This window comes from Paenibacillus sp. FSL W8-0919 (genome assembly GCF_038003785.1).
Lineage (GTDB): Bacteria > Bacillota > Bacilli > Paenibacillales > Paenibacillaceae > Paenibacillus_AQ > Paenibacillus_AQ lactis.
The window spans coordinates 3,778,239-3,802,379 of the sequence record NZ_JBBOPV010000001.1; the positions used below are offsets into that span (position 1 = coordinate 3,778,239).

The following is a 24,141-nucleotide window of genomic DNA, read 5'->3' on the forward strand; positions in this document are numbered from 1 at the left end:
ATTTTTACATATCGTTGGAGTGAGGAGTCTTATCATGTCTACTACATCATTGGTCGAAAAGAACTCCGTGTCCTCAGGACGCCGTTGGTTGATTTTTGCAGGCATTATTCTGATTGCAATTAACCTCCGTGCAGCGATCACGTCCGTAGGGCCGTTAATCGGCATCATCCGGGATGATACCGGGATTTCGAATACATTGGCCGGCATGCTGACCACGCTGCCGCTGTTGGCATTTGCGCTGCTGTCTCCGATGGCGCCGGCTATGGCTAGAAAATGGGGATTGGAGACAACCCTGCTCCTGAGCATGGTGCTGCTCATGTTCGGCATCGGAATCCGCTCTTTATCCTCACCGGTTACATTGCTGCTCGGCACTGCCTTTCTCGGTATGGCCATAGCGGTGGGGAATGTGCTGCTGCCTAGCCTGGTCAAACGCGATTTCCCGCGTCAGATCGGATTGATGACCGGTACCTATTCGGCATCCATGAACCTGCTGGCCGCCGTAGCATCCGGTGTCAGCATTCCGCTTGCTACCCAGGCCGGACTCGGATGGCAAGGCGCCTTGCTGGTATGGGGAATCCTGGCGGTGATCGCTACAGCGGTGTGGGTCATCGAATGGCGAAGCAGTGACCGGAAGGCAGAGATTCGTTCCGAACAGGGGAAAGCACCGAATGTGCTGCGTTCTTCGCTGACTTGGTATGTCACCTTTTTCATGGGATTGCAGTCGTTTACGTTTTATGTCAACGTCTCCTGGATGCCGGAAATTTTGCGAAGCCAAGGCATGGATTACAGCGGTGCCGGGTGGATGCTCTCGATTCTTCAGTTCGTCAGCATACCGTTCTCATTCATTATTCCGGTACTGGCCGGCCGCAACCCGAATCAGCGCTTGCTGGTCTCGATTTCGGCGATTTGCATGCTGGCGGGGTATCTCGGCTTATTGTTCGGATTAACGTCGTTGAATGTGCTGTGGGTGATTCTGGTCGGTATTTCGGGCGGTGCGAACTTCAGTCTGTCGCTCATGTTCTTCACCCTCCGCACACGAACCGCTCAGGAGGCGGCTGCCCTGTCGGGCGTGGCTCAGTCCCTTGGTTATTTGCTCGCAGCGGTCGGGCCGATGCTCATCGGCTTCCTGCATGATATGACCACCGGCTGGAAGGTGCCGCTTATGATTTTGTCCGCCGTTGTTGTTCTTCTGTTCTTGTTTGGAATGGGCGCCGCCAAGCCGGGATACCTGAAGGTGCGGGGAGAGCAAGAATAGAGCGGAATCGATTGGGTTTGGTGCGAAAAAGATAGATTTTTCTGTGCACATGTAAAACGAGACTTCAGGAGTAAAAAGCTTCACGACAAAGCATGTTCATCTGCTCCATAAGCCCTTGCAATAAATAGGTCAGCCAGACATTTCTGGCTGACCTATTTATTTCGTATGATCGTTGGAGCATCCAATCCCACGGATATAACCCCCCATGAAAAATACATTTTACACAGCGTTTACATAAATCTGTAGATGGTAACGCCGCATCTGATATATCCTAAAGGTTGACCAACAAAAAAGAGGCATTGAAAGAGCTTGGAACGTCCTGGGATGGGACAGCCAAGGATCTGTTATATGACCGTTGACCAAGGGGAGAGAAGTGCGATGAACATGGAGAAGCAGCAGACGGAGAACCGGCTTGCCTATGACACGCAGCAGGGCCGATGGCGCGCAATTCGCGAAACCTGGTGGACCGCGCTGCAGCTTGGATTAACCTCATTCGGAGGTCCGATTGCCCATCTTGGCTATTTTCATACAACCTATGTAAGACGGAAGCAATGGCTGGACGAGAAATCCTATGCAGACCTGGTCGCGCTGGCGCAATTTCTGCCCGGCCCTGCCAGCAGCCAGGTAGGTATCGGCGTGGGCGTCATGCGTGCCGGGCTATGGGGGGGAATCATTGCCTGGCTTGGATTCACGCTCCCATCGGTTGTCATGCTGATGCTCTTTGCTTATTTAATGGAGGCTTTCGATCCCGGCGCGGCAGGCTGGATCCAAGGTCTCAAAATCGTGGCGGTTGCGATTGTCGCACAGGCCGTGCTCGGAATGGCCGGAAAGCTGGCCTCCGGTCCGATCCGCGCTGCGGTTGCTTTTGCCGCCATGTCCGTTGTGCTGCTCTGGACCTCTCCCGTCGCCCAGGTATCAGTGATTGCCGCTGCGGGAGTCCTAGGCTGGTGGATCTTCAGGAAGAAGCAAGGGGAGGAAGAGGCGGCACCGAAACAGGCGGGAATTCCGATCAGCCGGACGACAGGGCTGGTATGCCTTGGTCTGTTTCTAATCCTGCTGCTCGGCTTGCCGGTCCTGGCCAGCTTGTCCGGCAGCACCGGGATTGCTGTTGTTGACAGCTTCTACCGCTCCGGATCGCTGGTATTTGGCGGCGGGCATGTCGTGCTGCCGCTTCTTGAGAGCGAGACGGTAGCGAACGGATGGATGACCAAAGAGGAATTTCTGACCGGGTATGGGGCAACGCAGGCGGTTCCGGGACCCCTGTTTACATTTGCGGGTTACCTGGGGATGCTGATTCAAGGCGTGCCTGGAGGCATACTGGCTACGCTCGCTATCTTTTTGCCGGGATTTCTGCTCATCGTCGGCGTCATGCCTTTCTGGAACGCGATCCGAACCCATGCGAAGCTCCAGGGGATGCTGACGGGGATGAATGCGGCGGTTGTAGGCATCTTATTGGCTGCACTATACCACCCGATCTGGACATCCTCGATTGACGGATCGATTGAATTTGTCATCGGTGCAGGTTTGTTCGCCATGCTGATGTTTTGGAAGTGCCCGCCTTGGGTGGTCGTGCTTGCCGGCGCGGCAGCCGGGCAGCTGCTGCTGTAACCCCAATCGGTTCGCTCCGGTAAATATCCTCACGGCTTCATTCAGCGGAATATCATCGCAAGCTCTGGACGTAAGTCCGGAGCCTATTTGCTGTTACATTGTAGGCTCTGGACCTAAGTCGGGAGCCTATTTGCCGTTGCAGGAGTATTTCTTGCCGGATTGGTTAAATATGTAGGGTGTATCAGTAAGAATTAAGGGCCAACAACTTCCCCCGCAGCTTGATGGAAGAAACGAAGCAAATCTGAATCCGGTATAGAAAAGAGTGGATGGATACGATGAACAGCACGGACGTGAAGGATTGCATCATTGTTGGAGGCGGCATTGCAGGATTACAGGCTGCGATCCAGCTTGGGCGGTATTCCGTCTATTCGGTTGCGGTCATTGACCGCGGAACAGGACGGTCGGTCATCTGCAGGAGCTATCATAATATTCTTGGCTGGCCAAAAGGCGTATCCGGTCGGAAGCTTAGGGAGCTTGGCCGAGCGCAGGCCGAATCGTACGGCGTGAATTTTATTGAAGATGATATTCGGCAGGCGAACAGGCTTGGCGATTATTTCGAGTTAACCGGAAAAGACGGGACTGTATACAGGGCGAAGACGCTCCTGCTAGCAACCGGCCTGTCGGACCGCTTCCCCGACGTTCCCGGACTGCTGGAGACGCTGGGCAGTACCGTCTATGTATGTCCGGACTGTGACGGATATGAAATTCAGGACCGGAAGACCGTCGTACTGGGAACGGGCGAACCGGGAGCTAACATGGCGCTTTTGCTGTCCGAGAGAACCGGCGATATGACGTACGTCAATCATGAAGGTAAGCCAGCTTCCGCAGAACTTATGGAGCGGCTATCGAAACGAGGGATCTCTTATATCGAGGAGCGTGTAACGGAGGTGAAGTGCAAAGCGGATGGAGTAATCTCGTCCATTGAGCTGGCGAACGGGCAATCCATCCCGGCCGAACGCGGCTTTATCGCCTTTGGCGGAAACCGGATCCATTCCGATCTGGCAAGGCAGCTAGGGGCCGAGCTGGAGCACAATCAGCATGTCAAGACGGATCCGAGGTCCAAGATGACCAATGTCAACCATCTGTGGGCCGCAGGGGATATCGGGGTTCATTCCGAATTGTCCACCGTAGCAATGGGAGAGGGCGCTACGGCGGCGATTTGGATCAATAAGGAGCTTCGAAAAATAGCCGACCCGAGTGGAAATGAACATTAAACGAATTCGGTGAATTACCTTGCTTGTTCAAGTAATTTGCCCATAAACCCGCCTCTTGAAATGGGAATCTCCGACGAACTCCCGCCAAGAGGCGGGTTTATTAGGTCAAGCCGAAACGGGTGATATGGTCCTCCAGCTCATATTTTCGCAGCAGCTCCGTCTGCTTCGGACCGATTAAGTCGAAATGCGGGTAAGGCTGGCGATCATGAATATATTGCGGGTTCAGACCGTTGGTCAAGCACCAGTCTTCAAGACGGCGGAGGTCCGAACATCCCACCTTCGTCACGGTATGAAACTCAGGGAAGCGCTGATCATACCAGAAATGCGTCAAAAATGCGATTTCTCCCCGAGACACCTTTTGCTTCCATTGCTGCAATTCTTGTTTGGTAATGCCGAATGCCATGATGGTCTCATCCTTGTAAGAGTATTCATGCTTCCCATTATACCAGCATATACTTCACTGCACCTAATGCATTCTATGGCTGTATTGAACATGATCCGGCAAAACGCGATGCAAGCCGCGAAAATGACGGATGTGAAGAGGGGGAAGCGCCATGATTCTGGAAACCGCTGTTCTGCATATCAAGCCGGGGTTGGCTAGTGAATTCGAGAGTACCTTCCGGACGGCTTCAGCCGTTCTGTTGACCAAAAAGGGATATGTCGATCATGAGCTTCACAAATGCGTGGAGAATCGGGACGAATATATACTCCTGATCCGTTGGACGGGGATCAAGGACCATCTGATCGGCTTCCGGGGCCATCCGGATTACAAGACGTGGGTTCAGGCTTTAGAGCCTTATTATGCGGATCCGCCGCAGATTAAGCACTATATCGATATCCGCGTGGACGGCAGGGAGCAGGCGGAGCAGGAATTGGCCGAGCTCGCGGAAACCGGCGATGATCAGACGGTATATGGTTCATAAGGTTCACGAAGTCCAGCTAATACGAGTTTAGGAACTTCGGCTAATTTTAGGGCTCGAACAGGAATCCAGGTAGCTGATGACGAACTTTGATGGATATGCTTATAACATAAGGAGTGATTACCATCATTACCGATTTTGATTCCGTTCGACGCTTAAGAGACGAGATCCGTGCCAACGTAACCAAGGTTATTGTAGGCAAGGAGCAGCTCATTGACAGGCTGTTCATCGCGATGGTGACCGCAGGCCATGTGCTTCTCGAGGATGTTCCGGGCACGGGGAAAACACTGCTGGCCAAATCCTTATCAAGATCTGTCGACTGCACGTTCAAGCGAGTACAATTTACGCCGGACCTGCTCCCTTCGGATTTGAGCGGCATCTACTTCTATAATCAAAAAATATCTGAATTTGAATTTCGACCAGGCCCGCTGTTTACCAATATCCTGCTTGCGGATGAGATCAACCGGGCTACGCCCCGCACGCAGGCCAGTCTGCTGGAATGCATGGAGGAGCGCCAGATCAGCATTGACGGCGTGACGCATGCGCTGCAGGAGCCGTTTCTGGTTATCGCGACCCAAAATCCGCTGGAGCAGCAGGGAACCTTCCCGCTGCCGGAAGCGCAGCTGGACCGTTTCCTGTTTAAGCTGAGCATGGGATATCCCTCCGCCGAGGAGAGCGTCGATATTCTAAAACGGTTCAAGGAACAGCAGCCGCTGGAATCGCTGACGGCGGTTGCCGCTTCAAGCAGCCTGATTCAAGCACGGCAAGTCGTCAACAAGGTGCATGTGAGCGACGAGCTGTTATCTTATATCGTAAAGCTGGCCGAGCAATCCAGAGCCGACGAAGCCGTAGTCGCAGGCGTAAGCCCAAGGGGCTGCCAGGCACTGCTTAAGGCCGTCCAGGTTCAGGCCGTTCTTGAGGGCAGAGCGTTCGTAACGCCGGACGATGTGAAGACGCTCGCTGTGCCGGCGTGGGCCCATCGTTTGCAGCTGCGCGGCGGCGTCAGAGGCCGGAGCTTGACGGAGGCGGCGGAGGATGTCATCAAGCGCTTGCTGACACAGGTACCGGTACCGACGGAAGCCGGCATCGCGCCTTAAGGGGGCTCGCGGATGGGAGCTTACTGGATTTTGCTGATCGCCGCTGTGATCATTTTTTTGCAGGGCATGCTCTTCAAGCGAACGGCGCTGAAAAAATTGACCTACAGCCGATCATTTAAGGCGTCATCCTGCTATGAGGGAGATTCGATCGAGCTGATTGAGACGATTGAAAACCGGAAAGCGCTGCCGGTTCCCTGGCTGCGGGTTGAATCGCAATTTCGGACAGGCCTTGCCTTTGAGAGCCAGCTGAATCTGAATATTAGCGAAGGACAGTACAACCAGAATCATAAGAGCTTCTTCAGCCTTCTTCCCTGGACCAAAATCGTGCGCAGGCACCGCATCACGGCAAAGCAGCGCGGCGTGTACCGGCTTGGAACCGTCTCCATGACGACGGGCGATCTGCTGGGGATCCAGTCCGTCGTGCAGAGCATGACGCTTCCCGGCGGGATTACGGTGTATCCGAGGCCGCTCGACGTCTCAGAGATGGAGCTCCCGGTACGAACATGGATCGGCGAGCTGCTGGTCCGGCGTTGGATTATGGAGGATCCGTTCCATATCTCCGGCGTGCGCGAGTACCGCAGCGGCGATCCGATGAAGGACATTCAATGGAAAGCCACCGCCAGGACGGGCAGCCTTCAGGTATACCGGCGGGACACGACCGCGGATTGCCGCCTTATGATCTACTTGAATATTGAAGACCATGAGGGGATGTGGACCAAGGTAACGCGGCCGGAGCCGATTGAATACGGAATTCGTCTGGCGGCCGGTATTAGCGCACACTTGCTCTCGCAAGGCATCGAGGTTGGATTCGGTACGAACGGGGCCGTGGTGGATGGAGAGGAGCAGGACATGCTTCTCCCTGCAGCCGGCGGCGAAGCCCAGCAGGATTTGATCCTTGAACTTCTTGCGAAGCTTGAGCTCACCCGTAAGCTGTCGTTCCATGATTATCTCCTGTCCATGCTGGATCGCCAGGAGGAATCGGTGGATATGATCTTGCTCACGACGTATGTAAGTCCCCGGCTGGAAGCATTGCTTGAGCGCTTTAGGATGAAAGGCCACTCCGTCGAGGTTGCGCTCCTCGAGGACGGGATGATCGTGGCAGGCAAGGAGGTGTCCGCATGAGGATCCGCGGATTCGGGTTGCTGCGGGCTTTCTTTAACAGCCTGGTAGAGTGCATCCTTTATTTCCCTGTGCTTTTCATTCCCGCCTATTACCTGTTCCCCGATTCCTTGACATGGCTTTGGCCGGCTGCAGCATGGGGAGCATATCTGATCGGCTATGCCGGCAGTGCCTATCTTCGCTTGAACCGGCAGTTCAAAGCAGTGATGTGGGCCGCTGTAGTATCCATCGCCTTGGGGGGCTGGATATTAGGCATAGACATCCTTCTGGCTTATGCGATTCCGGTACTATTTACAGCCAGCTATCGCGGAAGCCGGATGGAGCAGATCGATTGGAGCAGCATGTTTCCCGGAACCTATTACCTGGTCGGCCTGATCCTATACGGCGCCAGCAGCTTCGTGCTGGCCTTCATGGATTCATTCCGGACGGGAATACCGGTTCTTACTTGGTTCGGAGCAGGAGCATTGGCACTTACGCTGCTTATCGTAAATCAGCAGCTGGTGCTGGACGAAACGCTTCCGGGCAAGGATCAGCCTGTGCTGGAACGACGCGTGCTTCGATATAACCGCTCATTCGTCGTGGTGCTGCTTCTGATCATCGCAGCGATCGCTTTTCTTCCCCAGCTCCGTCATTGGTTCGAGGAGATGGCCCGGGGGCTGACCTCTTGGTTATCGGGACTGTTTAGTGCAGGTCCGGAGACACCTCCGGAATCGCAGGCGACGCCTCAACCGCCGCCTGAACTCCAGCTGCCCGACAGCGAGCAGAAGAGACCGAGCCGGTTCATGAAATGGTTGGAATCGGCGCTGGTTTACGGCGTATTTATCGCGATTGGAATCGGCCTTATGCTGCTTCTTTTGAGATTTGGGAAGCATCTGCCAAAGCTCCTCGGGATCCTCTCCAAGTGGATGAATCGGATGATGTCCCGGCAAGAAGCCCAAACGTCGCTGGGGTATGAGGATGAGGTCGAGGATATCGAGCATGAACGAGCCGGGCAGCGGCTGCGGCGGGCTCTCGGCAGCATGCGTTTGTCCAAGAAGGATCGCGGCGAAGAGCGACATGATCCGAATCAGATCATCCGCCAAATGTACCGCAGGATACTTTTGCAAAGCATCCGGGAAGGGTATAATTGGAAGGCAGCCTTAACGCCCCGGGAAACGGAGAACGATCTTAAGGATTGGCAGGAACATTCGCGGGAGCGGATGCCCGAGACCTTGGTCGAGCTCTATGAGAAGGCCCGTTATGGTAATCGGTCCTTAACGGAAGAAGAGGTGCAGCGGCTGCAGCACAGCAGGAAGAGATGAGGAGTGAAGAGCTTGTCCGTACAGAAAGAGAGCAATGCTGTTATCGATTATGGAGATCTGTCAGTAACCGGCGGCGTATCGGTGTTCTCCAAGGAATTTGATCAATTATTTTATTATGACGGTGACGATCTCGGCCTGACCTATCGTCCGCAGGAGAGCCTATTCCGCCTCTGGGCGCCGACGGCAAGCGAGGCCTATGTGTTAGTCTATTCCGATTGGAAGACAACGGAGGCGGACCGTTATGCGATGACCCGCGATGTATCGGGAACATGGCTCCTGCGGGTGAAAGAGGACCTGAAGGGCCGATTCTATACCTATCAGGTTCGCATTGGTGAGCAATGGAATGAAGCCATTGACCCTTATGCCAAGGCCGTAGGCGTTAACGGCGACCGCGCTTATATTCTAGACATGTCGACAACCAATCCGGAGCGCTGGACCGAAGCGAAGCCTAAGCTTGAAAGCGCTGTGGATGCCGTCATTTATGAACTGCATGTTCGGGATTACACGATCCATCCAGACAGCGGAGTTCATCTTAAGGGAAAGTTCGCAGGGCTGACCGAAGCGGGCACAAAAGGACCCGAAGGAATCCGGACGGGACTTGATCACATTGTGGAGCTCGGGGTTACCCATGTGCAGCTGCTTCCCGTATTCGATTACGCAACGGAAAGCGTGGACGAGACTCGGCTTGATGAGCCGCAATATAATTGGGGCTACGATCCGAAAAATTACAATGTGCCCGAAGGTTCTTATGCCTCGGATCCTTATGTGCCGGAAGTTCGGATTCGCGAGTTCAAGCAATTGGTCCAAGCGCTGCATGATCGCGGACTCCGGGTCATCATGGATGTGGTGTATAACCATGTGTACGATGGTTACTTAATCAACTTCACGAAGCTTGTGCCAGGTTATTATCTACGTTATAAGAAGGACGGCAAGTTTTCGAACGGCTCGGGCTGCGGCAACGATACGGCAACCGAGCGGCCGATGATGCGCAAATTCATTGTGGAATCCGTCCTGCACTGGGTCAAGGAATACCGCATTGACGGCTTCCGCTTCGATCTGATGGGCCTAATGGATGTAGAGACGATGAATGCAATCCGCGGAGCGCTTGATGAGATCGATCCGTCGATCATCATGATCGGGGAAGGCTGGGTCATGGACACCGAGCTTGCGCCGCAGCTGCGCGCCAATCAGCAGCAGGCTGACCGGATGCCGAGAATCGGACATTTTAACGATGGGTTCCGCGATGCGGTTAAGGGCGATATTTTTAAATATCAATACAAAGGCTTTATTAGCGGAGGAACTGGGCTCAAGGACCGGGTGAAGCAGGGTGTTGCCGGTGGTATTTCGTATTCGGCGGATATACGGTCATTTGCATCCGAGCCTGACCAGAATGTGAATTATGTAGAGTGTCACGATAACCATACGCTCTGGGACAAAATCCAGCTCTCCACGGCTGGCGAGAGCGATGATATTCGCCGGGACATGCACCGGCTGGCATCGGCCATCACGCTCACCAGCCAAGGGATTCCGTTCATTCATGCCGGTCAGGAATATTACCGGTCCAAAGGCGGGGTCGAGAACAGCTATAATGAGCCGGATGAGGTGAACCGCCTGGATTGGCGGCAAGCAGCGGAGCATCAGGACGGCGTCAAGTATATTCAGCGGCTCATCCAGCTGCGCAAGGAGCGTCCGGCATTCCGGCTGCGGGATGCGGAAACGATTCGTAAGCATCTGCGTTTCGAGGCTTGTCCGGAGCAGGCGATCGCCTTCACGCTGCGAGATCACGCCGGCGGCGATCAGGCCCGGCATCTCTATGTTCTCTATTATGCCGGCCGAAACGAGGCTACCTTAAGTCTGCCGGAGCTTGGAGAATGGACCGTCCTCTTAGGGGAAGAGACGATCAAACAGCTGTCCCCGACAACATTGACTGTGGATGGGATCGGGGCCGTTATTCTTTCCTGCTGAAGTACGGAAAGAGCTTAAGCGATATTACCAATAAATGAGCAATGCCCGATTCTACGATCATCTGATATGCTGAGATAATCAGATGATAGAATCGAGGCGTACCACTTGAAGAAGTATTTCCTGACGTTATGTGTTTTGCTGTTACTGGCAGGCGTGATTCATCCTGTTCAGGTATCGGGACTTGGGGCTCCAAGCCAGCCCGCGTTTCATGATATCTCCGGAAGCTACGCAAAGGAAGCGATCTTGCGTTTGGCGAAGCGGGGGATCATAAGCGGGGACGGCAATGGAGCTTTTTTGCCGAAAAACCACATCTCCCGAGCCGAATTCACGGCGATGCTGACAAGGCTGCTGAAGCTGTCACCCGTGAACAATGACCTGTCCGCGTTCCGGGATGTACGGCCTGCTGCCTGGTATTACGGCTATGTGCATGCTGGACTGAACGTATCGATCGTGCAGGGGAGCGGTGCATATTTCTATCCGAATGCGCAGATTACCCGGCAGGAGGCTGCCGTCATGATGGTCCGGGCGATGAAGGAGAGCGGTAAAGGCAGCGGGAGCAGTGCCTGGAGATACTCGGACTCGGGCTCCATTGCCGGTTGGGCCCGGAGCGCCGTAGGACGAGCAACGGAAACGGGATGGCTGCAGGGAGGCGAGGGCCGGTTCAGACCGCTGGATCCGATTACCCGCGAAGAGACCGCCATGCTGCTGGACCGCGTCCTTCGTACGGGCAACGTCCAATCCGTGCTGGACCGCCAAGAAGGAGCAAGCGTACGAATGGGATGGCTGTATAACGGAACGACCAGCCAGTATATAAGCTATGCTAAGAGGGCTGGACTGAACGTTCTCGTGCCGCGATGGTATTACCTGAACGCCTCTGGTAAGCTGTCGGATAATACGGATACGGCGCTGCTGAATTGGGCGCATAAGAACGGCCGTGAAGTGTGGGCGATGATAGGAAACCGGAGCAACGCCGAGATGACGCATCAAATCCTTAGCAGCGCCACGCTCCGGCAATCGGTGATCAGCAGCATCGCTGCCAATACCGTGAAGTATGAACTGGATGGAATCAACATTGATTTTGAGAATGTGATGCCCCAGGATCGTGAGAATCTGACGCTGTTCGTTACGTTATTATCTGCTGAGATGAAGCGCCTGGGTGCCAAGCTGTCGATTGACGTATCCCCGGATCTAAACACGGATTGGACGGCGGCGTTCGATTATGCGGCACTCGGCAGGCAGCTGGATTATCTCGTGCTGATGAGCTACGACGAGCATTGGGGCGGCTCGCCCAAAGCAGGCTCCGTATCGTCCATTTCTTGGTCGGAATCTGCATTACAGCGGCTCCTGACCCAGATTAGGGCGAATCAAGCGATTGTCGCCTTTCCGTTGTATACGAGGGACTGGAAGCTGGCCTCCAGCGTTTCCTCCGAGGATATCACCTTGGTGGAGCAGGGCCGGCGAATTCGAAGCTTTCAGGCTCCGATATCGTGGAATGCGGAAGCGGGACAATATGAAGCGGAATACCGCTCTGGCGGCGTTCAGCATCGGATCTGGACAGAGGACGCCCGTTCCTTGTCCGTGAAGCACCTGATGGCTTCGGCGTATCAAGTTGCCGGCTTCGCCTACTGGTATCCGGGAGCGGAGACCGTTGACGTCTGGAAGGCGATCCCGAACGCCCAGCGCTATGCTTCCTATTCTTTCTATATTCAATAGGTGTGCACTTCTTAAGCAATGGCTGGAAGTTAAATGAATAGTCGTCCGGGTAAGCCGGTTAAGGTTCACTTTGCGACAAAAGGCTGTATCTTGGCAAGCCAATGCCTGCTAAGATACAGCCTTTTTGATGTTTAACGAGATGCGGCTCACTACACAAACGTATTCATAATCTTACCAAACTGCCGGCAAAAAGGCGGTCAAAAAGAACAAAATCACGTATGCTTTTGAACTTTTTGACTATTGACGTTCAGGATTGCGGCGTCTCAGACCGGCGAGGCCAGCAAGACCGATTAATCCCAGCCAGCCCCAGTCTGTATCGTTGTCACGTGTAGCATTTGCGTTATAACTGTTGGTGTTCACGTTGTTGGCATTCACATCGTTTGTGTTCATGTTGTTATTATTCGCAAAAGCTGGAACCGCAAGAACGAGAGCCAAGCTTAATCCGGCTAAGAATGAAGCGAGGATTTTCTTCATTGAGGTGCAACTCCTTTCCGTTAAAGTTGATTTATTTAGTGGAGGACAGGTACCAGAATTATGTTGCCCTTTACAAAGGGGATTATTCTTTGCTTAGAAACAAGAAAAATATTTTCAAATATCAGAGCAAGCCCGAAATAATCAGGAATAACGTAAAAAAAAAACCGAACCAAGCTCGGGAAAGAACTTGATTCGGGGGAGTCTGGTTTCGATCATTGTAATTCATTAATCGGTCGAGCCGTCGCCAAGGAATCCGGTCTTGAAAATATTCAGCAAATATTCAAGCGTAATCGGATCGCTATAAGTGGCAGCCTCCGTATCGATTTCAATGACATGTCCGTTTTTGACGGCCGGGATGCCCTTCCAAATATCGGTCTTCATGAACGCGGTATCGGCTTGCGAGTTTCGGCTAAGCACAATATAATCTCCCGCATAATCGGAGAGCACCTCTTGCGACAACGCAAAATATCCGGGGCCGAGGGCATCCTTCTCGACTTTTTCAGGCATTTTCAATCCCATGGCCTGATACAGGATTTCGGTGCCTCGCGCCCAGTTATTGCCGAATACGTAGAAGTTCTTGGCCGAATCGGTTTCAAACACGGAAACGGAGACATCATCGCCTTCCGTCGCTTTGATTTCGCTGCCGATTGCTTCCGCACGCTGCTTGAAATCATCGATCCATGCCTGAGCTTCCTGCTCCTTGTTGAGGAGTTTTCCGATCTCAAGCTGCTGGGATAAATAGTCCAGCTTTCCCCAGGTAAAAGCAACGGTAGGAGCGATTTGGCCCAGCTTATCGAGATTCTTCATTTCGGTGCCGGCAATGATCAGATCCGGATCCTGTTCGATAATCGTCTCGAGGTCCTCCTCCGAAACGACGGTTACGCCCTCCAACTTGTCCTTGAACAACGGATTCGCATTCGTCCACTGATCGACGCCAACCAGCGGTACGTCGAGCGAGAGCACGTTCGGTGCATACGTCAACGCTACGATCCGTTTGGGATGGGCAGGAACCTTCACGGGACCTTTCTCAGATTGGTACGTGATCGTCTCCTCGGATGGATTGGCGACCGTCGTCGTGTCCGCATTCTGAGTGTTATGAGTGTCCTGATTATTTTGAGTCGATGAGGCTGGCGTTCCTGAATCAGAGCCGCAAGCGCTGAGGATCACTAAAAGCAAAACGATAAAGGGAATGAACAGCTTGTTCTTCATTTCGATTCTCCTTGTATGTAGAATAATAACAGCAAACTAAACGATAATGATTATCATTTTCATATATGAGATACTGTAAAGGATCGTTTGCCGACTGTCAATCCATAATTTTCAAATCAGGGTAACAACAATTAAGCGAGTAAGAAATCTTTAGGCAGGGGGAACAGCATTTTGCTTGCAAAGGGAATTTTCCATGATACAATAATCGAAATTCAATGGAAAATATGATAAAGGGGAGTAGACGGACATGGGAGGGAATGTGGAGCAGCGGTTGGCGGAGATGGGGATCGTTTTGCCTGCGGCTAGCGTACCTGCAGCGAAATACGCCAATTACGTAATCGTAGACGGAATAATGTATGTGTCCGGGAAAGGTCCTGCGGGTCATCCGAGAGGCAAGCTGGGGGTAGATTATACGACCGAGCAGGGATATGCCTTCGCCCGTTCCGCCGGCATCGAAGTGCTGGCCGTATTGAAGGAAGCTTTGGGCTCTCTCGATCATGTGAAGCGCGTAGTCAAGGTCCAAGGGTTTATCCATGCTTCTCCGGATTATGAGGAGCATCACAAGGTGCTGAACGGCTTCTCTGATCTAATGGTTGAAGTGTTCGGGGATAACGGGAGTCATGCACGGTCCGTCTTTGGTGCGATATCCCTTAGGGACCAACTACCGGTGATTGTTGATTCCATGTTTCAGGTGGAGGTCTGATTGGGACGGCGGTCAAACTGATGGCATCCCGAGAGCCTAAACCCGGGAGCCGTTAAACTTTCATCAGCCAATCGCACATGCGATGAACCGCCGCTTCATGCTGCGGCGGGGGAAAATGATGCTTCAGATCCCGGTAGAAATGGGTCTCCACCTGCCGGCCAAGCTCCGCGAGCCTGTCCGCCATTCGATAGCTGTGCCCGATAAGGACCTGCTCGTCGAGGGTCCCGTGGACGATTAGCACCGGGATCTCAAGCTGCTCCGCGTAATGCAGCGGAGACCTAGCGAGATATCGCTCCGGCACTTTGTTCGGAGAGCCGCCGATAACCCGTTTCATCATCCGTCTGAGGTCGATCCGTTCCTCATATGTTTGGGCCAGGTCCGATACCCCGCTCCATAGAATGAGCTTCGCAACCACTGGCGAGATAACCGCTGCCTTGGCGGCATTGATCGCACCCCGGGAGAAGCCGAGCAGATAAATCCGGGCCGGGTCGATCCAAGGTATGTTCCTGAGCCAATCGATTGCGTTTACGACGTCCATCGTATCGGCTCCGCCGAACTCATCCCGCCCCTCGCTGCCTTCGTTTCCGCGATATGCAGGGGCGAAGACCGCGAAGCCGTGCATCGCGAACTCTTCGATCCACTTCAGGCGCACCGCTCCGACGCGGCCGATTCCGCCCCTGCAATAGATCAGGAGGGGAAGCTTGCGGGTTGATCCGCCAGGATGTTGAAATTGTTTATCCGGGCGCCATGAGCAAGCCAGTGTGCCTTTGACCGAAACGCCGGGCTGAGTACCGGCTATGTCAGCCATAGACTGGCTAATCGCATGGGGAAGCTGAGGCGGAAGACCCAGGTAACCCTTAACATGAAGCGCTTCGGAAAGATAATCAATATGATAAATCATGATGAATCGACCTCCAGCTGCAACACAATACAAACGGTTTTTAGTAATTTTTCGTACACCCGTGCTTACGTTTTTTTTCGAATAACCGTTTCTTCAACATTCTCGTTAGTATAGTATTTACCGCAGAAAGAAATCAATATGTTTCGATCCAATCCGGCAGTGGCCGGCAATCCGCGAGAGCAGGGTTTTGATGAAGATGCATGGATCTGGATGGCAACTTTTACAATTTGCACAATCTTGAATCCTATGCTATATTAATTATCCGGACAGCTAGTCCATTTATAAGATGGCGGTCGTGGCGAAGGGGTTAACGCACCGGATTGTGGCTCCGGCATTCGTGGGTTCAAGTCCCATCGATCGCCCTTTATATTATACATAAAAGAGAAGAGAGGGCCGCCAGGCCCTCTTTTTTTGCATCCTCCAGTGCTGTCAGTCCGCATGGAAGATGGTATAATGATGAGGAAACCGAGGTGAGTGAATATGGCTAAAAAGAAACGGAACATGCCCGCTCCAAGTGCTTCGCAGGCCGACAAGCCGGCAACGTTGAAGGATCTTCTGAACCCAGAGCTGCTTCAGAAATTGAAGGAAACCTCCGAAACATTAAAGGCCTCGGAGGCTGAGCGTTTGGAGAAAGAAAGACAGGAGCGCGAGGCCGCCCGCGCAGCGGAGCAGAAGCGCCGTGATAACGATTTTGAGTATTTGCTGGAGAACAGTGATATGGACTGGAAACGATATAAATGACAGGTGGACGATAGCCATCTTTTTTACGATCAGAAGACCGAATTTGCCTTTCCCTTATGTGGTGATACAGGACTTTTCTTGCAGTAATCCAGAAAGAAAGTTACAATAAGTAAGTAAAATACATGCTTGCAGGGGGTAAGACGATGAAGGTTGAGATTTGGTCGGATTTTATGTGTCCGTTCTGTTATATAGGAAAGCGTCGTTTCGAGAATGCACTGGCCTTATTTCCGAATAAGGATCAGGTCGAGGTGGTTTACCGGAGCTTCGAGCTTGATCCGGACGCTTCGTATGAGCCGGGCGTGTCGATGGATGAATTGCTGGCTTCAAAATACGGGATGAGCATTGAGCAAGCCCGGGCGGCGAACGCCAACGTTACGCAGCAGGCGGCAAGCGTCGGCCTCACGTATCACATGGACCGCATCATTCCAGCGAATTCCTTCGATGCCCATCGACTGGTTCATTTTGCAAGTCAGCATGGAAAAATGAAAGAGATGACAGAGCGGTTGTTCTACGCTCACTTTACAGAGGGCGGCAATCTGCAGGACCGCTCCTTGCTGGCCGATCTGGCCGCCGAGGTTGGTTTGTCGCGGGAAGAGGCAGATGCGGTGCTTGATGGAGACGCATATAGCTCGGAAGTACGCGCTGATGAAGCGGCTGCCCACCAGCTGGGTATTCGCGGGGTGCCTTTCTTCGTGCTCGGAGGCAAGTACGGCGTATCCGGCGCACAGCCGCTTGAGGTATTTACGGACGCTTTGGAGAAAGCCTACCGTGAAGCCCATCCGCTTGTGATGGTGAACGAGAAGGATGCGGGGATATGTGCCGACGGATCCTGCGATCTGCCCGGCAGCACGAAATAAATAGGTGATAGACAAACAGCCTGAGGATGCATAGCTCGTATGATCTTCAGGCTGTTCTCTTATCGCCGTCCTATCACAGATCGATGGAGGTTATCATGGACGAGCTCCCAACGAAAGAGGTAATCTTACATATTCAGCGCTCCGAAACGGAGTACATGCACGATCGGATGGATGCCATTGCAAAGCGGCCGGGCAACCCGGAGGGCGTCCTGATCGAACGGTTCGGCCATGCGTTGTGCCTGTACAGCAAGACCATGCCGTGGCTTTCCTTTAACACCGTAAAAGGCATTCAATCGGAGGACATCGGCCATCTGGATGCCATAGTTGATTTCTACCGGTCGAGGGATCGGAGATTTCAGATCGAGATCGTGCCCTCCACGGCAAATGAGGAACTTTTGAAGGCGCTTGCGGAACGAGGGCTGTACCAGTCAGGGTTTCATAATTCGATGTATATGCATCCGGTCAACATGGAAGAAGAGGCGGATTCGGCTATCGAGATCCGGCATGTCACCGAGCATGAGTTCGAGCGGTATGCGACGATCCATTGCCGGGGAACCGGACTTCCTGATCAGGGGATTCCGTCCGTGGCCGCAAATAACCGGGTGCTCGCAGCGCGGAAAGGCTGGAGATTTTATCTTGCCTATGTGCAGGATGAGCCTGCCGCGGCTGGTGTGATGTACATAAATGAAGGCATAGCCTCTCTAACTTTCGGGGCGACGCTGCCCGAATATCGCAGGCACGGACTGCATCGGCTGCTCCTTCGCCATCGGATTCGGATCGCCCAGCAAACGGGCTGCAGCTTAGTCGTCGGCCAGTGCGGGTTCTTGTCACAAAGCCACCGCAATATGGAAGCGGTCGGTATGCGGCTCGGATATGTCCGGACGACGTGGACGGAAAGGTAGGACCTGGGGGATAGCTACAGGATACGATCCTTCTTCCAGACCGGCAGCCTAATTTGCGGGGAGGTTTTGTTTGTTAGTTTGTTGGTTGGTTCGATGGCGTGCAGCAGGCCGGGAAAGGAAAAAGATTGAGCATGCAGGACATAAAGTTTCTGAATATCGATTATTTGTATCAGGGTACGGAGAAGCAGAGGCAGGCCGCGCTCGTCATGGATGACCTGAGGCTGTTTGCCCATCTGGCACCGTATGATCCGATTCTCGTTGGCACGATCCCTATTGGCATCGACATCCCGGGAAGTGACCTCGATATCGCCTGCCGCGTTACGGACTTCGCTGCATTTGAACAGACCATCCACGAGGTTTTCGGACATCTGCCGGATCTGTCGGTCGATAGCCGAAACGTTAATGGCATGGATCGCATCGTGGTCCGCTTCCGGTACAAAGGCTGGATGTTCGAAATATTCGGCCAGCCTGTGCCGACGAAACAGCAGAACGGATACCGGCATATGGTCGTAGAGTATCGGCTGCTTCAGCTGATAGGCGAAGCCGGAAGAGAACGGATTATCGAACTGAAGCAAGCGGGAATCAAGACGGAGCCGGCTTTTGCGGAGCTGCTGGGAATTCCAGGCGATCCTTATGCAGCTCTGCTGGACATGTATAACTGGTCGGATGATAGACTAAACGGATTTTATCATAAATTATTAGCGAGGGAGAGGAACGAAGATGAGTGAGAAAGAACAGCTGCTCAGCGAATATGGGGAATGGATCGATCGGGTAAAGGAGCTTGCAGATCGGGATGAAACGTTGTGGAGCACCCCGCTGGCCGAAGGCAAGTGGACGGTTCGCGAGGTTGTCTGTCATATTTTCAGATGGGACGAATACTTTTTCGCAGAGGCGATTGAGAAGATTGCGCGCGGGGAAGCTCCGACCTCTGAACACTTGAACTATGACGAGTTTAATGAAAATGCCAGAGATTATGCGAAAGCAAGCACAACCGAGGATTTGGTCCGCCAGACGATTGCAGCGCGGGAGCAGCTGATCGAAGCGATCCGGTCCATGCCGGAGGATGTGTACGACGGGGATTACACGGATAAAGACGGTCATCCGTTTAAGGTCGCGCAGTTTATGAAGGATTTTATTTGGCATGACAAACATCACCTAAGACAGCTGGAGCTGATCGGATAAGTGTAAGCTGATTGCTGGACTGACACCGGCTCCCTGAAAAGCAAGCTAATCCTTATATAGATTCAGGGTCGGTATTGATTTATACTATAGGCAACTGACGATAGAAATGAGTGAACGCAATGCCGACGGGTTATTTGGATATCACGTCTTATTTTACGGAGAGCAACCTGGAGTGGTTTCTGGAGCAGTTCAGAGCGCTTGGCCCTTTGCCGGGGATCCTGCTGACCTTCATGAAATCCTTCGTTCCGCCAATGCCGACGATTGTGATCGTAGGGGTGAATGCCGCCGTATACGGGTTATGGGAAGGGTTCCTGTATTCTTGGATCGGCATGATCGCAGGCTGCCTGACAACCTTTCTCCTGGTGAGGAAAATATCCGACAGCCGCTTTCTCGCGCGCTGGGCAGCCAAGCCCAAGGTACAGCGGGGAATGCGATGGATTCAGAAGAACGGGTTCAGTTACGTGTTCTTGCTCGGCATTTTACCGGTCGGTCCGTTTGTCGCCGTTAATATTGCCGCCGGTCTGGCGAGAATGCATATCCTATCCTACCTGCTGGCCGTAACATTAGGAAAAGGCATTATGGTATTCTGCGTATCCTATATAGGTGCGAACCTGTCCGACATTGCAGCCGAGCCGTATAAGCTTGTCGGCGTTCTGGCCTTTATCGCTCTATCCTTATGGGGGAGCCGGCGGCTGGAAAGCTATTATGTAAACAGTCATGCGAAGAAAGCGGAGCATTCTCCCGTTACCGACCTGAACAGCGAAGCACCTTGATGTTGTCATGCGGTTAGCAGGGGATTGAACCATCGTGATCGGTGCATGCACGGCCCAGAGATGAGATAACCTACGTCGATGGTGTGCGATTACGGGATATCATAGAAGTGTTAGAAGGCTTCCGGCTGGTCCGGAACTGTCCACGCTGATCATAGTATGAGGGGAGGGGTGCGTGATGGCCAAGCTGGGAAGCGCCATGCTGGAAATCGTCCGAATGATGGTCTTATTCATGCTCGGTACTGCGATCGTAACGAATATCGAACTGGCTGTTTTGCAGTCATGGGTGTTATGGAAAGACTATTATATCCTGTTCCTGTTCTTAGGGAATGTGCTTGGGTTTATGGTTCTGTACCGTAATCGTCTGCAGTTTGGCGGATGGTACCGCTCCAAGGCCACGCAGCGGAGAATGTCCCGCCAGATGACAGCTGTGACGATTACCGCCGCAGCCGTTATGATTGCGCTGCCTGTCATTCTGGATTTACTTGGGCGTTTAGCATAAAGGAATATGGTATGTAACCAACAAGCTCCATTCATTCGCTTTGGAATGAATGGAGCTTGTTATGTGTTGATGAGATGTGAGTTACAGCTTTTTGCGTTTATACAGCGTAACGATAAGACAGGCCGCAATGAGAAGGAGGATGGAGATCACGGTATAGACCAGCTCTTGCATATTCCCTTGCTCCTGGTCTTGACTGCTGTTCCAATCCTGCAGTCCCATGCCCCGGCCGCCCGGCATTCCGCCGCCCATCCCGCCGCCGAATTCGCCAAAGCGATTCGTTTGCTGCTCCTGATTGGCATTCGGCTGCCCGGTTTGAGCGTTGGTGTCCGGGGCTGACGCATTCCCGGGCACCGCTCCTTGGGCAGCTGCGTCCTGTTGGAATGGTTGCTGGGCTCCTTGCTGCGACTGCTGAAGTTGCTGAGCTCCTTGTTGGGATTGCTGTGGCGTTACCAGCGAGGACTCCTGCTGGGCTTCTTGCTGTGATTGCTGCTGCGACAGCTCCGGTGTTTGTTCACCAGCCTGCGCCTGCGATGCGGGAACGGTGTTCTTGTTATCGGCCGTGCGATTTGCTGCGGCTGCGCTATCGGCCACCGTGTTTGTCGCCGTGTTGCCGGAGCTGTTAGCGGTTATCCCGCGATCCACTTGCGGTGTCACGTCCTGTCCGCCGTTGGCACCTTCAGCAGCGCCCGGGCCATTCTGCGGTATACCGCCGTTGGTATCGTCAGCAGCGCCCAGGCCAGTATCGCTCTTAGCAGCCCCCGCATTATCCTGCTCCATATTACCGCTGGCTCTGTTTGCAGTGCCAGCGGCATCCTCGGGCATACCGCCGATACCGCCAGCAGGACCTGCTTCACCCTGCGGCATGCTGCCTGCAGGATCTGCATCGCCCGGCCGCATGCCGCCCGCACCGCCCTGGCGCATGCCGCCCAAGCCTCCGGGACCCATGCCGCCACCGCTGCCGCTGCCGTCTCCGGAAGAAGGGAGCGTGCCGTCCAGCTGCTGCTGGATATTCTCCGTTGATTGCTGGACGAATGTGAGCAGGGCAGGCACGGCTTCCTCGTACTGCTCGTACGTATAGAAAGGCCGCGGATCCTGCTGCACGTGCTCGGATATCAGCGCCTTGAGCTGTTCCACGCGCTTCGCGAACGTTTCCTGCTTGAGGTATCCATCCAGCATGTCCTGAAGGATGGCGTGATAGCCCTCCTTGTATTCATCCACCTCCAGGAGCTTCGCAACGAGCGGCCGCTCGGCTACGGCCCCTTGGGTCGGTTCGTCGATCAGGATGCCGGAACCGCCGAACCCTCCAAAGGCCATGTTATAGTCCCAAGGGAGAATGGAGAAGACGCCCTTATTCTCATATAAATAATAATTCTGTTTGTTCATGCCGAGATAGCTGTCCATATTCGATGCGGCCACATTTAGGGCGATATACCTCAGTGCCTGGTCCACATCAAGAACCTGCTCGTAATCGGAACCGTTATTCAGCTCATCCAGCATGTCGATCAGAACGTCGTCATTGGAGGATTTGGACTTCATTTCTAGGCCCGTGTACGAATCCGGATCCTGACCGAGCCAGGTCAGATCGCTGCCGGCGCCGGTCATGACGCCCTTATACAAGGCGCCGTATGCATTCCCGAAGTGGCGCTCCAGATAAGAATCACCGATCTGCTCGACGGCAAGGTAGAATCCCCAAAGCTCGCCGTTAATATAGACATTTACGTACGAGAAGCCAGGCGTTGGCAGGCCAGCGGATGCCGCCAGCTCGTAGGCGAGAAATTCTCTCATGTACGTTGCGTCGCTGTAGTTGTTGTTGAGATTGATTTTGCTGATCCCGTCCAGCGTTTGATTCACATATTCATTGAAGGACAGCTTGAAGCTATAACGATCGGAGTCGGAGTTGACCACGCTCCGCAAGCTCAAGTTGCCTTTGGTCCGGATGCCGACATGTTCGAACTTCTGCCCGTTATAATCAACCGACGCCTCTTTATACTCCTCCGCTTCGGCATTGTCGATCATATCCGCAAAATCCGCTTCATCGATCGTAATCTTCACATCGATGACCTGCTCCTTCGGGAACACCGTGGACACGCTCTCCTGCGCGGTTGCGCTCCCATCCTCCGCCTCATTTGCTTGGCTTGCACGGGGTGCCAGCCAATCCTGACAGCCGGATAAGATGAGCATCAAGGCCAGCAGAAGGGACAGGGGAGCTGCGGCATATTTTGTTTTCATATCGAGACACCACCTGTCTTAGGATACATAATCGCCGCTGTAACTGATCAGGACCGCGTTATGGACGCCGGGGAGTCCGGACAGCTTGTTGACGAATTCGCCCTCGGCATCCTTCAGTCTGACTTCCACCGTCAGCTCGATGTTCCCGTTTGAAACGGTTTTTTGCTTCAGATTGTAACGTTTTACCGCTTCGGCGATGCGAGTGCGAACCGCCTGCTCACTCTGCTCGTCTTGGCAATGGACGACAAGAAGATAGGGGGTGTCGACTGACGCTTTTTTTATGAAGAAGAACAGAATGAGGCCTACGACCACGGAACCGATTGCCGCCAGCGTATAGAAACCTGCGCCGGTTACGATGCCTGCAACAGCTGCCCAGAACAGAAAGATCAAATCGGTCGGGTCTTTGATCGGGGTCCGGAAACGAACGATGGACAGCGCGCCGACCATACCGAGCGAGAGCACGAGATTGGAGTTGATGGCGATGATCACAACCGCCGTAATCATGGTCATTCCGATCAGGGACACGTTGAAGCTCTTCGAATAGAGCACCCCGCTGAAAACCCGTTTATACAGCAGATATATAAACAATCCGATGACAAAAGCGATGGCAAGCGTAATCAATATTTTGGCGATGCTGATATCGGATGCGAAGTTCTCGAGGACGGATTTTTTGATAATATTAGAAAAGTTGGTCGTTTCGTTAGACGTTGCATTCATGAATTATTGATCCTCCCAAGCGTTATATTTTAAAAATTTTCGGCAAATAACGTATTTCGATGCGGACTGTCGCTGAAGTCCCTCCAGCTGCAGGGCAATCTTGATGTAATCCGGTATATACTCGTCATACTTGACTTCAAGAATGATCAGATTCTCATCAATAGCCTGGATCGGCAGCAGCTCCCGGTTGAACAGATCCACCGAGTGGAGCCCTGTGCGCAGCTCCTTGTCGAACGTGATCCGGACATTGCCGTTTGCGCATACATACGGTTCACGGACATAATCGACGATGACCTTCGGGCGCAGCAGGTTATGCTTCATCTCGTGATAGAGCTCCATCATCAGAGGCTTGTCCGGCTGGTACAGACATTCGTAATCCCCCGCCATAATCCGGTCCGTCATCTCCCGGGTAAGGGGCTCTTTCAGCTTCGCGATGTAGTCGCGGAACTTTATCTTTTTCTCAAAATGGATCACGTCGTCCTTCACGTTATAGATGCGAATCCGGTATTTTACGCGGTCCCGGACGCCGGCCAGCTTCTCGTGCAGCGCCTTATTATTGATATCGTCGAAATACAGGCTTCGAATATGGTATTCTCCGGACGGTCCCGCATGGTTATCGTGACGGATCAAATGGTTCAACCGCTGCCGGATGATCCGGTATTGATGCATGTTGACAAAAAACTTCAGTTCATTCCGGTATTTCAATCCTTTGTTCATGCTTCCACCTCATTTCTGTCAGTTCGCTTATTTGCTTCTGAAACC

Annotated in this window: 24 protein-coding genes and 1 tRNA gene; 18 read left to right on the forward strand and 7 right to left on the reverse strand. The window is 53.3% G+C overall.

Annotated features, from left to right (window positions below):
* Positions 1-34 precede the first annotated feature (34 nt).
* The 3 genes from NST44_RS17250 to NST44_RS17260 all read left to right on the forward strand — a co-directional run bounded on the left by NST44_RS17250 (position 35) and on the right by NST44_RS17260 (position 4,077).
* On the forward strand, positions 35-1,255 hold the full coding sequence (locus tag NST44_RS17250; RefSeq protein WP_340900220.1) for a CynX/NimT family MFS transporter: 1,221 nt from the start codon (positions 35-37) through the stop codon (positions 1,253-1,255).
* Positions 1,256-1,633: 378 nt separating this feature from the next.
* Complete coding sequence (chrA, locus tag NST44_RS17255) at positions 1,634-2,863, forward strand: chromate efflux transporter (RefSeq protein ID WP_210095081.1); 1,230 nt, start codon at positions 1,634-1,636, stop codon at positions 2,861-2,863.
* 275 nt (positions 2,864-3,138) lie between these two features.
* Positions 3,139-4,077, forward strand: a complete 939-nt coding sequence (locus NST44_RS17260) for an NAD(P)/FAD-dependent oxidoreductase (protein WP_210095080.1) — start codon at positions 3,139-3,141, stop codon at positions 4,075-4,077.
* Positions 4,078-4,177: 100 nt separating this feature from the next.
* Here the strand turns inward: NST44_RS17260 and NST44_RS17265 are convergent, their stop codons facing one another.
* Positions 4,178-4,480, reverse strand: coding sequence for a hypothetical protein (locus NST44_RS17265; RefSeq protein ID WP_028406288.1), 303 nt, complete (start codon positions 4,478-4,480; stop codon positions 4,178-4,180).
* Between the two features lie 151 nt (positions 4,481-4,631).
* Between NST44_RS17265 and NST44_RS17270 the strand changes: the two genes are divergently transcribed.
* The 6 genes from NST44_RS17270 (at position 4,632) to NST44_RS17295 (ending at position 12,192) form a co-directional block, all read left to right on the forward strand.
* Entirely contained in the window at positions 4,632-5,000 is a 369-nt protein-coding gene (locus NST44_RS17270) for an antibiotic biosynthesis monooxygenase family protein (protein ID WP_007128573.1), read from the forward strand.
* Between the two features lie 113 nt (positions 5,001-5,113).
* Positions 5,114-6,094, forward strand: a complete 981-nt coding sequence (locus NST44_RS17275; protein ID WP_007128572.1) for an AAA family ATPase — start codon at positions 5,114-5,116, stop codon at positions 6,092-6,094.
* Between the two features lie 12 nt (positions 6,095-6,106).
* Positions 6,107-7,216, forward strand: coding sequence for a DUF58 domain-containing protein (locus tag NST44_RS17280; RefSeq protein ID WP_210095079.1), 1,110 nt, complete (start codon positions 6,107-6,109; stop codon positions 7,214-7,216).
* A complete protein-coding gene (locus tag NST44_RS17285; protein ID WP_210095078.1) occupies positions 7,213-8,514 on the forward strand; it encodes a DUF4129 domain-containing protein in 1,302 nt (433 codons plus the stop codon). The genes NST44_RS17280 and NST44_RS17285 overlap by 4 nt, the downstream gene beginning before the upstream one ends.
* A gap of 12 nt (positions 8,515-8,526) precedes the next feature.
* Positions 8,527-10,479: a type I pullulanase gene (gene pulA, locus NST44_RS17290; RefSeq protein ID WP_007128569.1), complete on the forward strand. Its 1,953-nt coding sequence runs from the start codon at positions 8,527-8,529 to the stop codon at positions 10,477-10,479.
* 105 nt (positions 10,480-10,584) lie between these two features.
* On the forward strand, positions 10,585-12,192 hold the full coding sequence (locus NST44_RS17295; protein ID WP_007128568.1) for an S-layer homology domain-containing protein: 1,608 nt from the start codon (positions 10,585-10,587) through the stop codon (positions 12,190-12,192).
* 237 nt (positions 12,193-12,429) lie between these two features.
* Here NST44_RS17295 and NST44_RS17300 read toward each other — a convergent pair whose 3' ends face one another.
* Both NST44_RS17300 and NST44_RS17305 read right to left on the reverse strand, forming a co-directional pair.
* Entirely contained in the window at positions 12,430-12,666 is a 237-nt protein-coding gene (locus NST44_RS17300; RefSeq protein WP_007128567.1) for a WGxxGxxG family protein, read from the reverse strand.
* A 225-nt stretch (positions 12,667-12,891) separates the two neighbouring features.
* On the reverse strand, positions 12,892-13,875 hold the full coding sequence (locus NST44_RS17305) for an iron-hydroxamate ABC transporter substrate-binding protein (protein ID WP_007128566.1): 984 nt from the start codon (positions 13,873-13,875) through the stop codon (positions 12,892-12,894).
* A 247-nt stretch (positions 13,876-14,122) separates the two neighbouring features.
* Here NST44_RS17305 and NST44_RS17310 point away from each other — a divergent pair, with 247 nt between their 5' ends.
* The gene (locus NST44_RS17310) at positions 14,123-14,578 is read left to right on the forward strand and encodes a RidA family protein (protein WP_007128565.1); all 456 of its coding nucleotides are present in this window, start codon (positions 14,123-14,125) and stop codon (positions 14,576-14,578) included.
* A 52-nt stretch (positions 14,579-14,630) separates the two neighbouring features.
* On the opposite strand, the gene NST44_RS17315 is transcribed toward NST44_RS17310, so the two are convergent.
* On the reverse strand, positions 14,631-15,479 hold the full coding sequence (locus NST44_RS17315) for an alpha/beta hydrolase family protein (protein WP_213616978.1): 849 nt from the start codon (positions 15,477-15,479) through the stop codon (positions 14,631-14,633).
* 289 nt (positions 15,480-15,768) lie between these two features.
* On the opposite strand from NST44_RS17315, the gene NST44_RS17320 reads away from it, so the two are divergent.
* The 8 genes from NST44_RS17320 to NST44_RS17355 all read left to right on the forward strand — a co-directional run bounded on the left by NST44_RS17320 (position 15,769) and on the right by NST44_RS17355 (position 20,433).
* Positions 15,769-15,841, forward strand: a tRNA-His gene (locus tag NST44_RS17320).
* A 118-nt stretch (positions 15,842-15,959) separates the two neighbouring features.
* Entirely contained in the window at positions 15,960-16,220 is a 261-nt protein-coding gene (locus NST44_RS17325; RefSeq protein WP_007128563.1) for a YqkE family protein, read from the forward strand.
* Positions 16,221-16,363: 143 nt separating this feature from the next.
* Positions 16,364-17,077, forward strand: coding sequence for a DsbA family oxidoreductase (locus NST44_RS17330; protein ID WP_007128562.1), 714 nt, complete (start codon positions 16,364-16,366; stop codon positions 17,075-17,077).
* A gap of 95 nt (positions 17,078-17,172) precedes the next feature.
* Positions 17,173-17,979 carry a GNAT family N-acetyltransferase gene (locus NST44_RS17335; RefSeq protein WP_007128561.1) on the forward strand — a complete coding sequence of 269 codons (807 nt, stop codon included), beginning with the start codon at positions 17,173-17,175 and terminating at the stop codon, positions 17,977-17,979.
* Positions 17,980-18,110: 131 nt separating this feature from the next.
* Positions 18,111-18,707 carry a DUF4269 domain-containing protein gene (locus tag NST44_RS17340; protein ID WP_007128560.1) on the forward strand — a complete coding sequence of 199 codons (597 nt, stop codon included), beginning with the start codon at positions 18,111-18,113 and terminating at the stop codon, positions 18,705-18,707.
* Positions 18,700-19,161, forward strand: a complete 462-nt coding sequence (locus NST44_RS17345; RefSeq protein ID WP_210095077.1) for a DinB family protein — start codon at positions 18,700-18,702, stop codon at positions 19,159-19,161. Before NST44_RS17340 ends, NST44_RS17345 begins: the two co-directional genes overlap by 8 nt.
* 119 nt (positions 19,162-19,280) lie before the next feature.
* Complete coding sequence (locus NST44_RS17350; protein ID WP_007128558.1) at positions 19,281-19,934, forward strand: TVP38/TMEM64 family protein; 654 nt, start codon at positions 19,281-19,283, stop codon at positions 19,932-19,934.
* A gap of 175 nt (positions 19,935-20,109) precedes the next feature.
* Positions 20,110-20,433 (forward strand): hypothetical protein, encoded by a 324-nt coding sequence (locus NST44_RS17355; protein ID WP_251537280.1) that lies wholly within the window; start codon positions 20,110-20,112, stop codon positions 20,431-20,433.
* A gap of 81 nt (positions 20,434-20,514) precedes the next feature.
* Here NST44_RS17355 and NST44_RS17360 read toward each other — a convergent pair whose 3' ends face one another.
* The 3 genes from NST44_RS17360 to NST44_RS17370 are packed head-to-tail and all read right to left on the reverse strand — an operon-like array spanning position 20,515 to position 24,096.
* Positions 20,515-22,662: a CotH kinase family protein gene (locus NST44_RS17360; RefSeq protein ID WP_340900226.1), complete on the reverse strand. Its 2,148-nt coding sequence runs from the start codon at positions 22,660-22,662 to the stop codon at positions 20,515-20,517.
* Between the two features lie 18 nt (positions 22,663-22,680).
* Complete coding sequence (locus tag NST44_RS17365) at positions 22,681-23,379, reverse strand: DUF4956 domain-containing protein (RefSeq protein ID WP_007128555.1); 699 nt, start codon at positions 23,377-23,379, stop codon at positions 22,681-22,683.
* A gap of 3 nt (positions 23,380-23,382) precedes the next feature.
* Positions 23,383-24,096, reverse strand: coding sequence for a polyphosphate polymerase domain-containing protein (locus tag NST44_RS17370; protein WP_007128554.1), 714 nt, complete (start codon positions 24,094-24,096; stop codon positions 23,383-23,385).
* Positions 24,097-24,141: the final 45 nt, after the last annotated feature.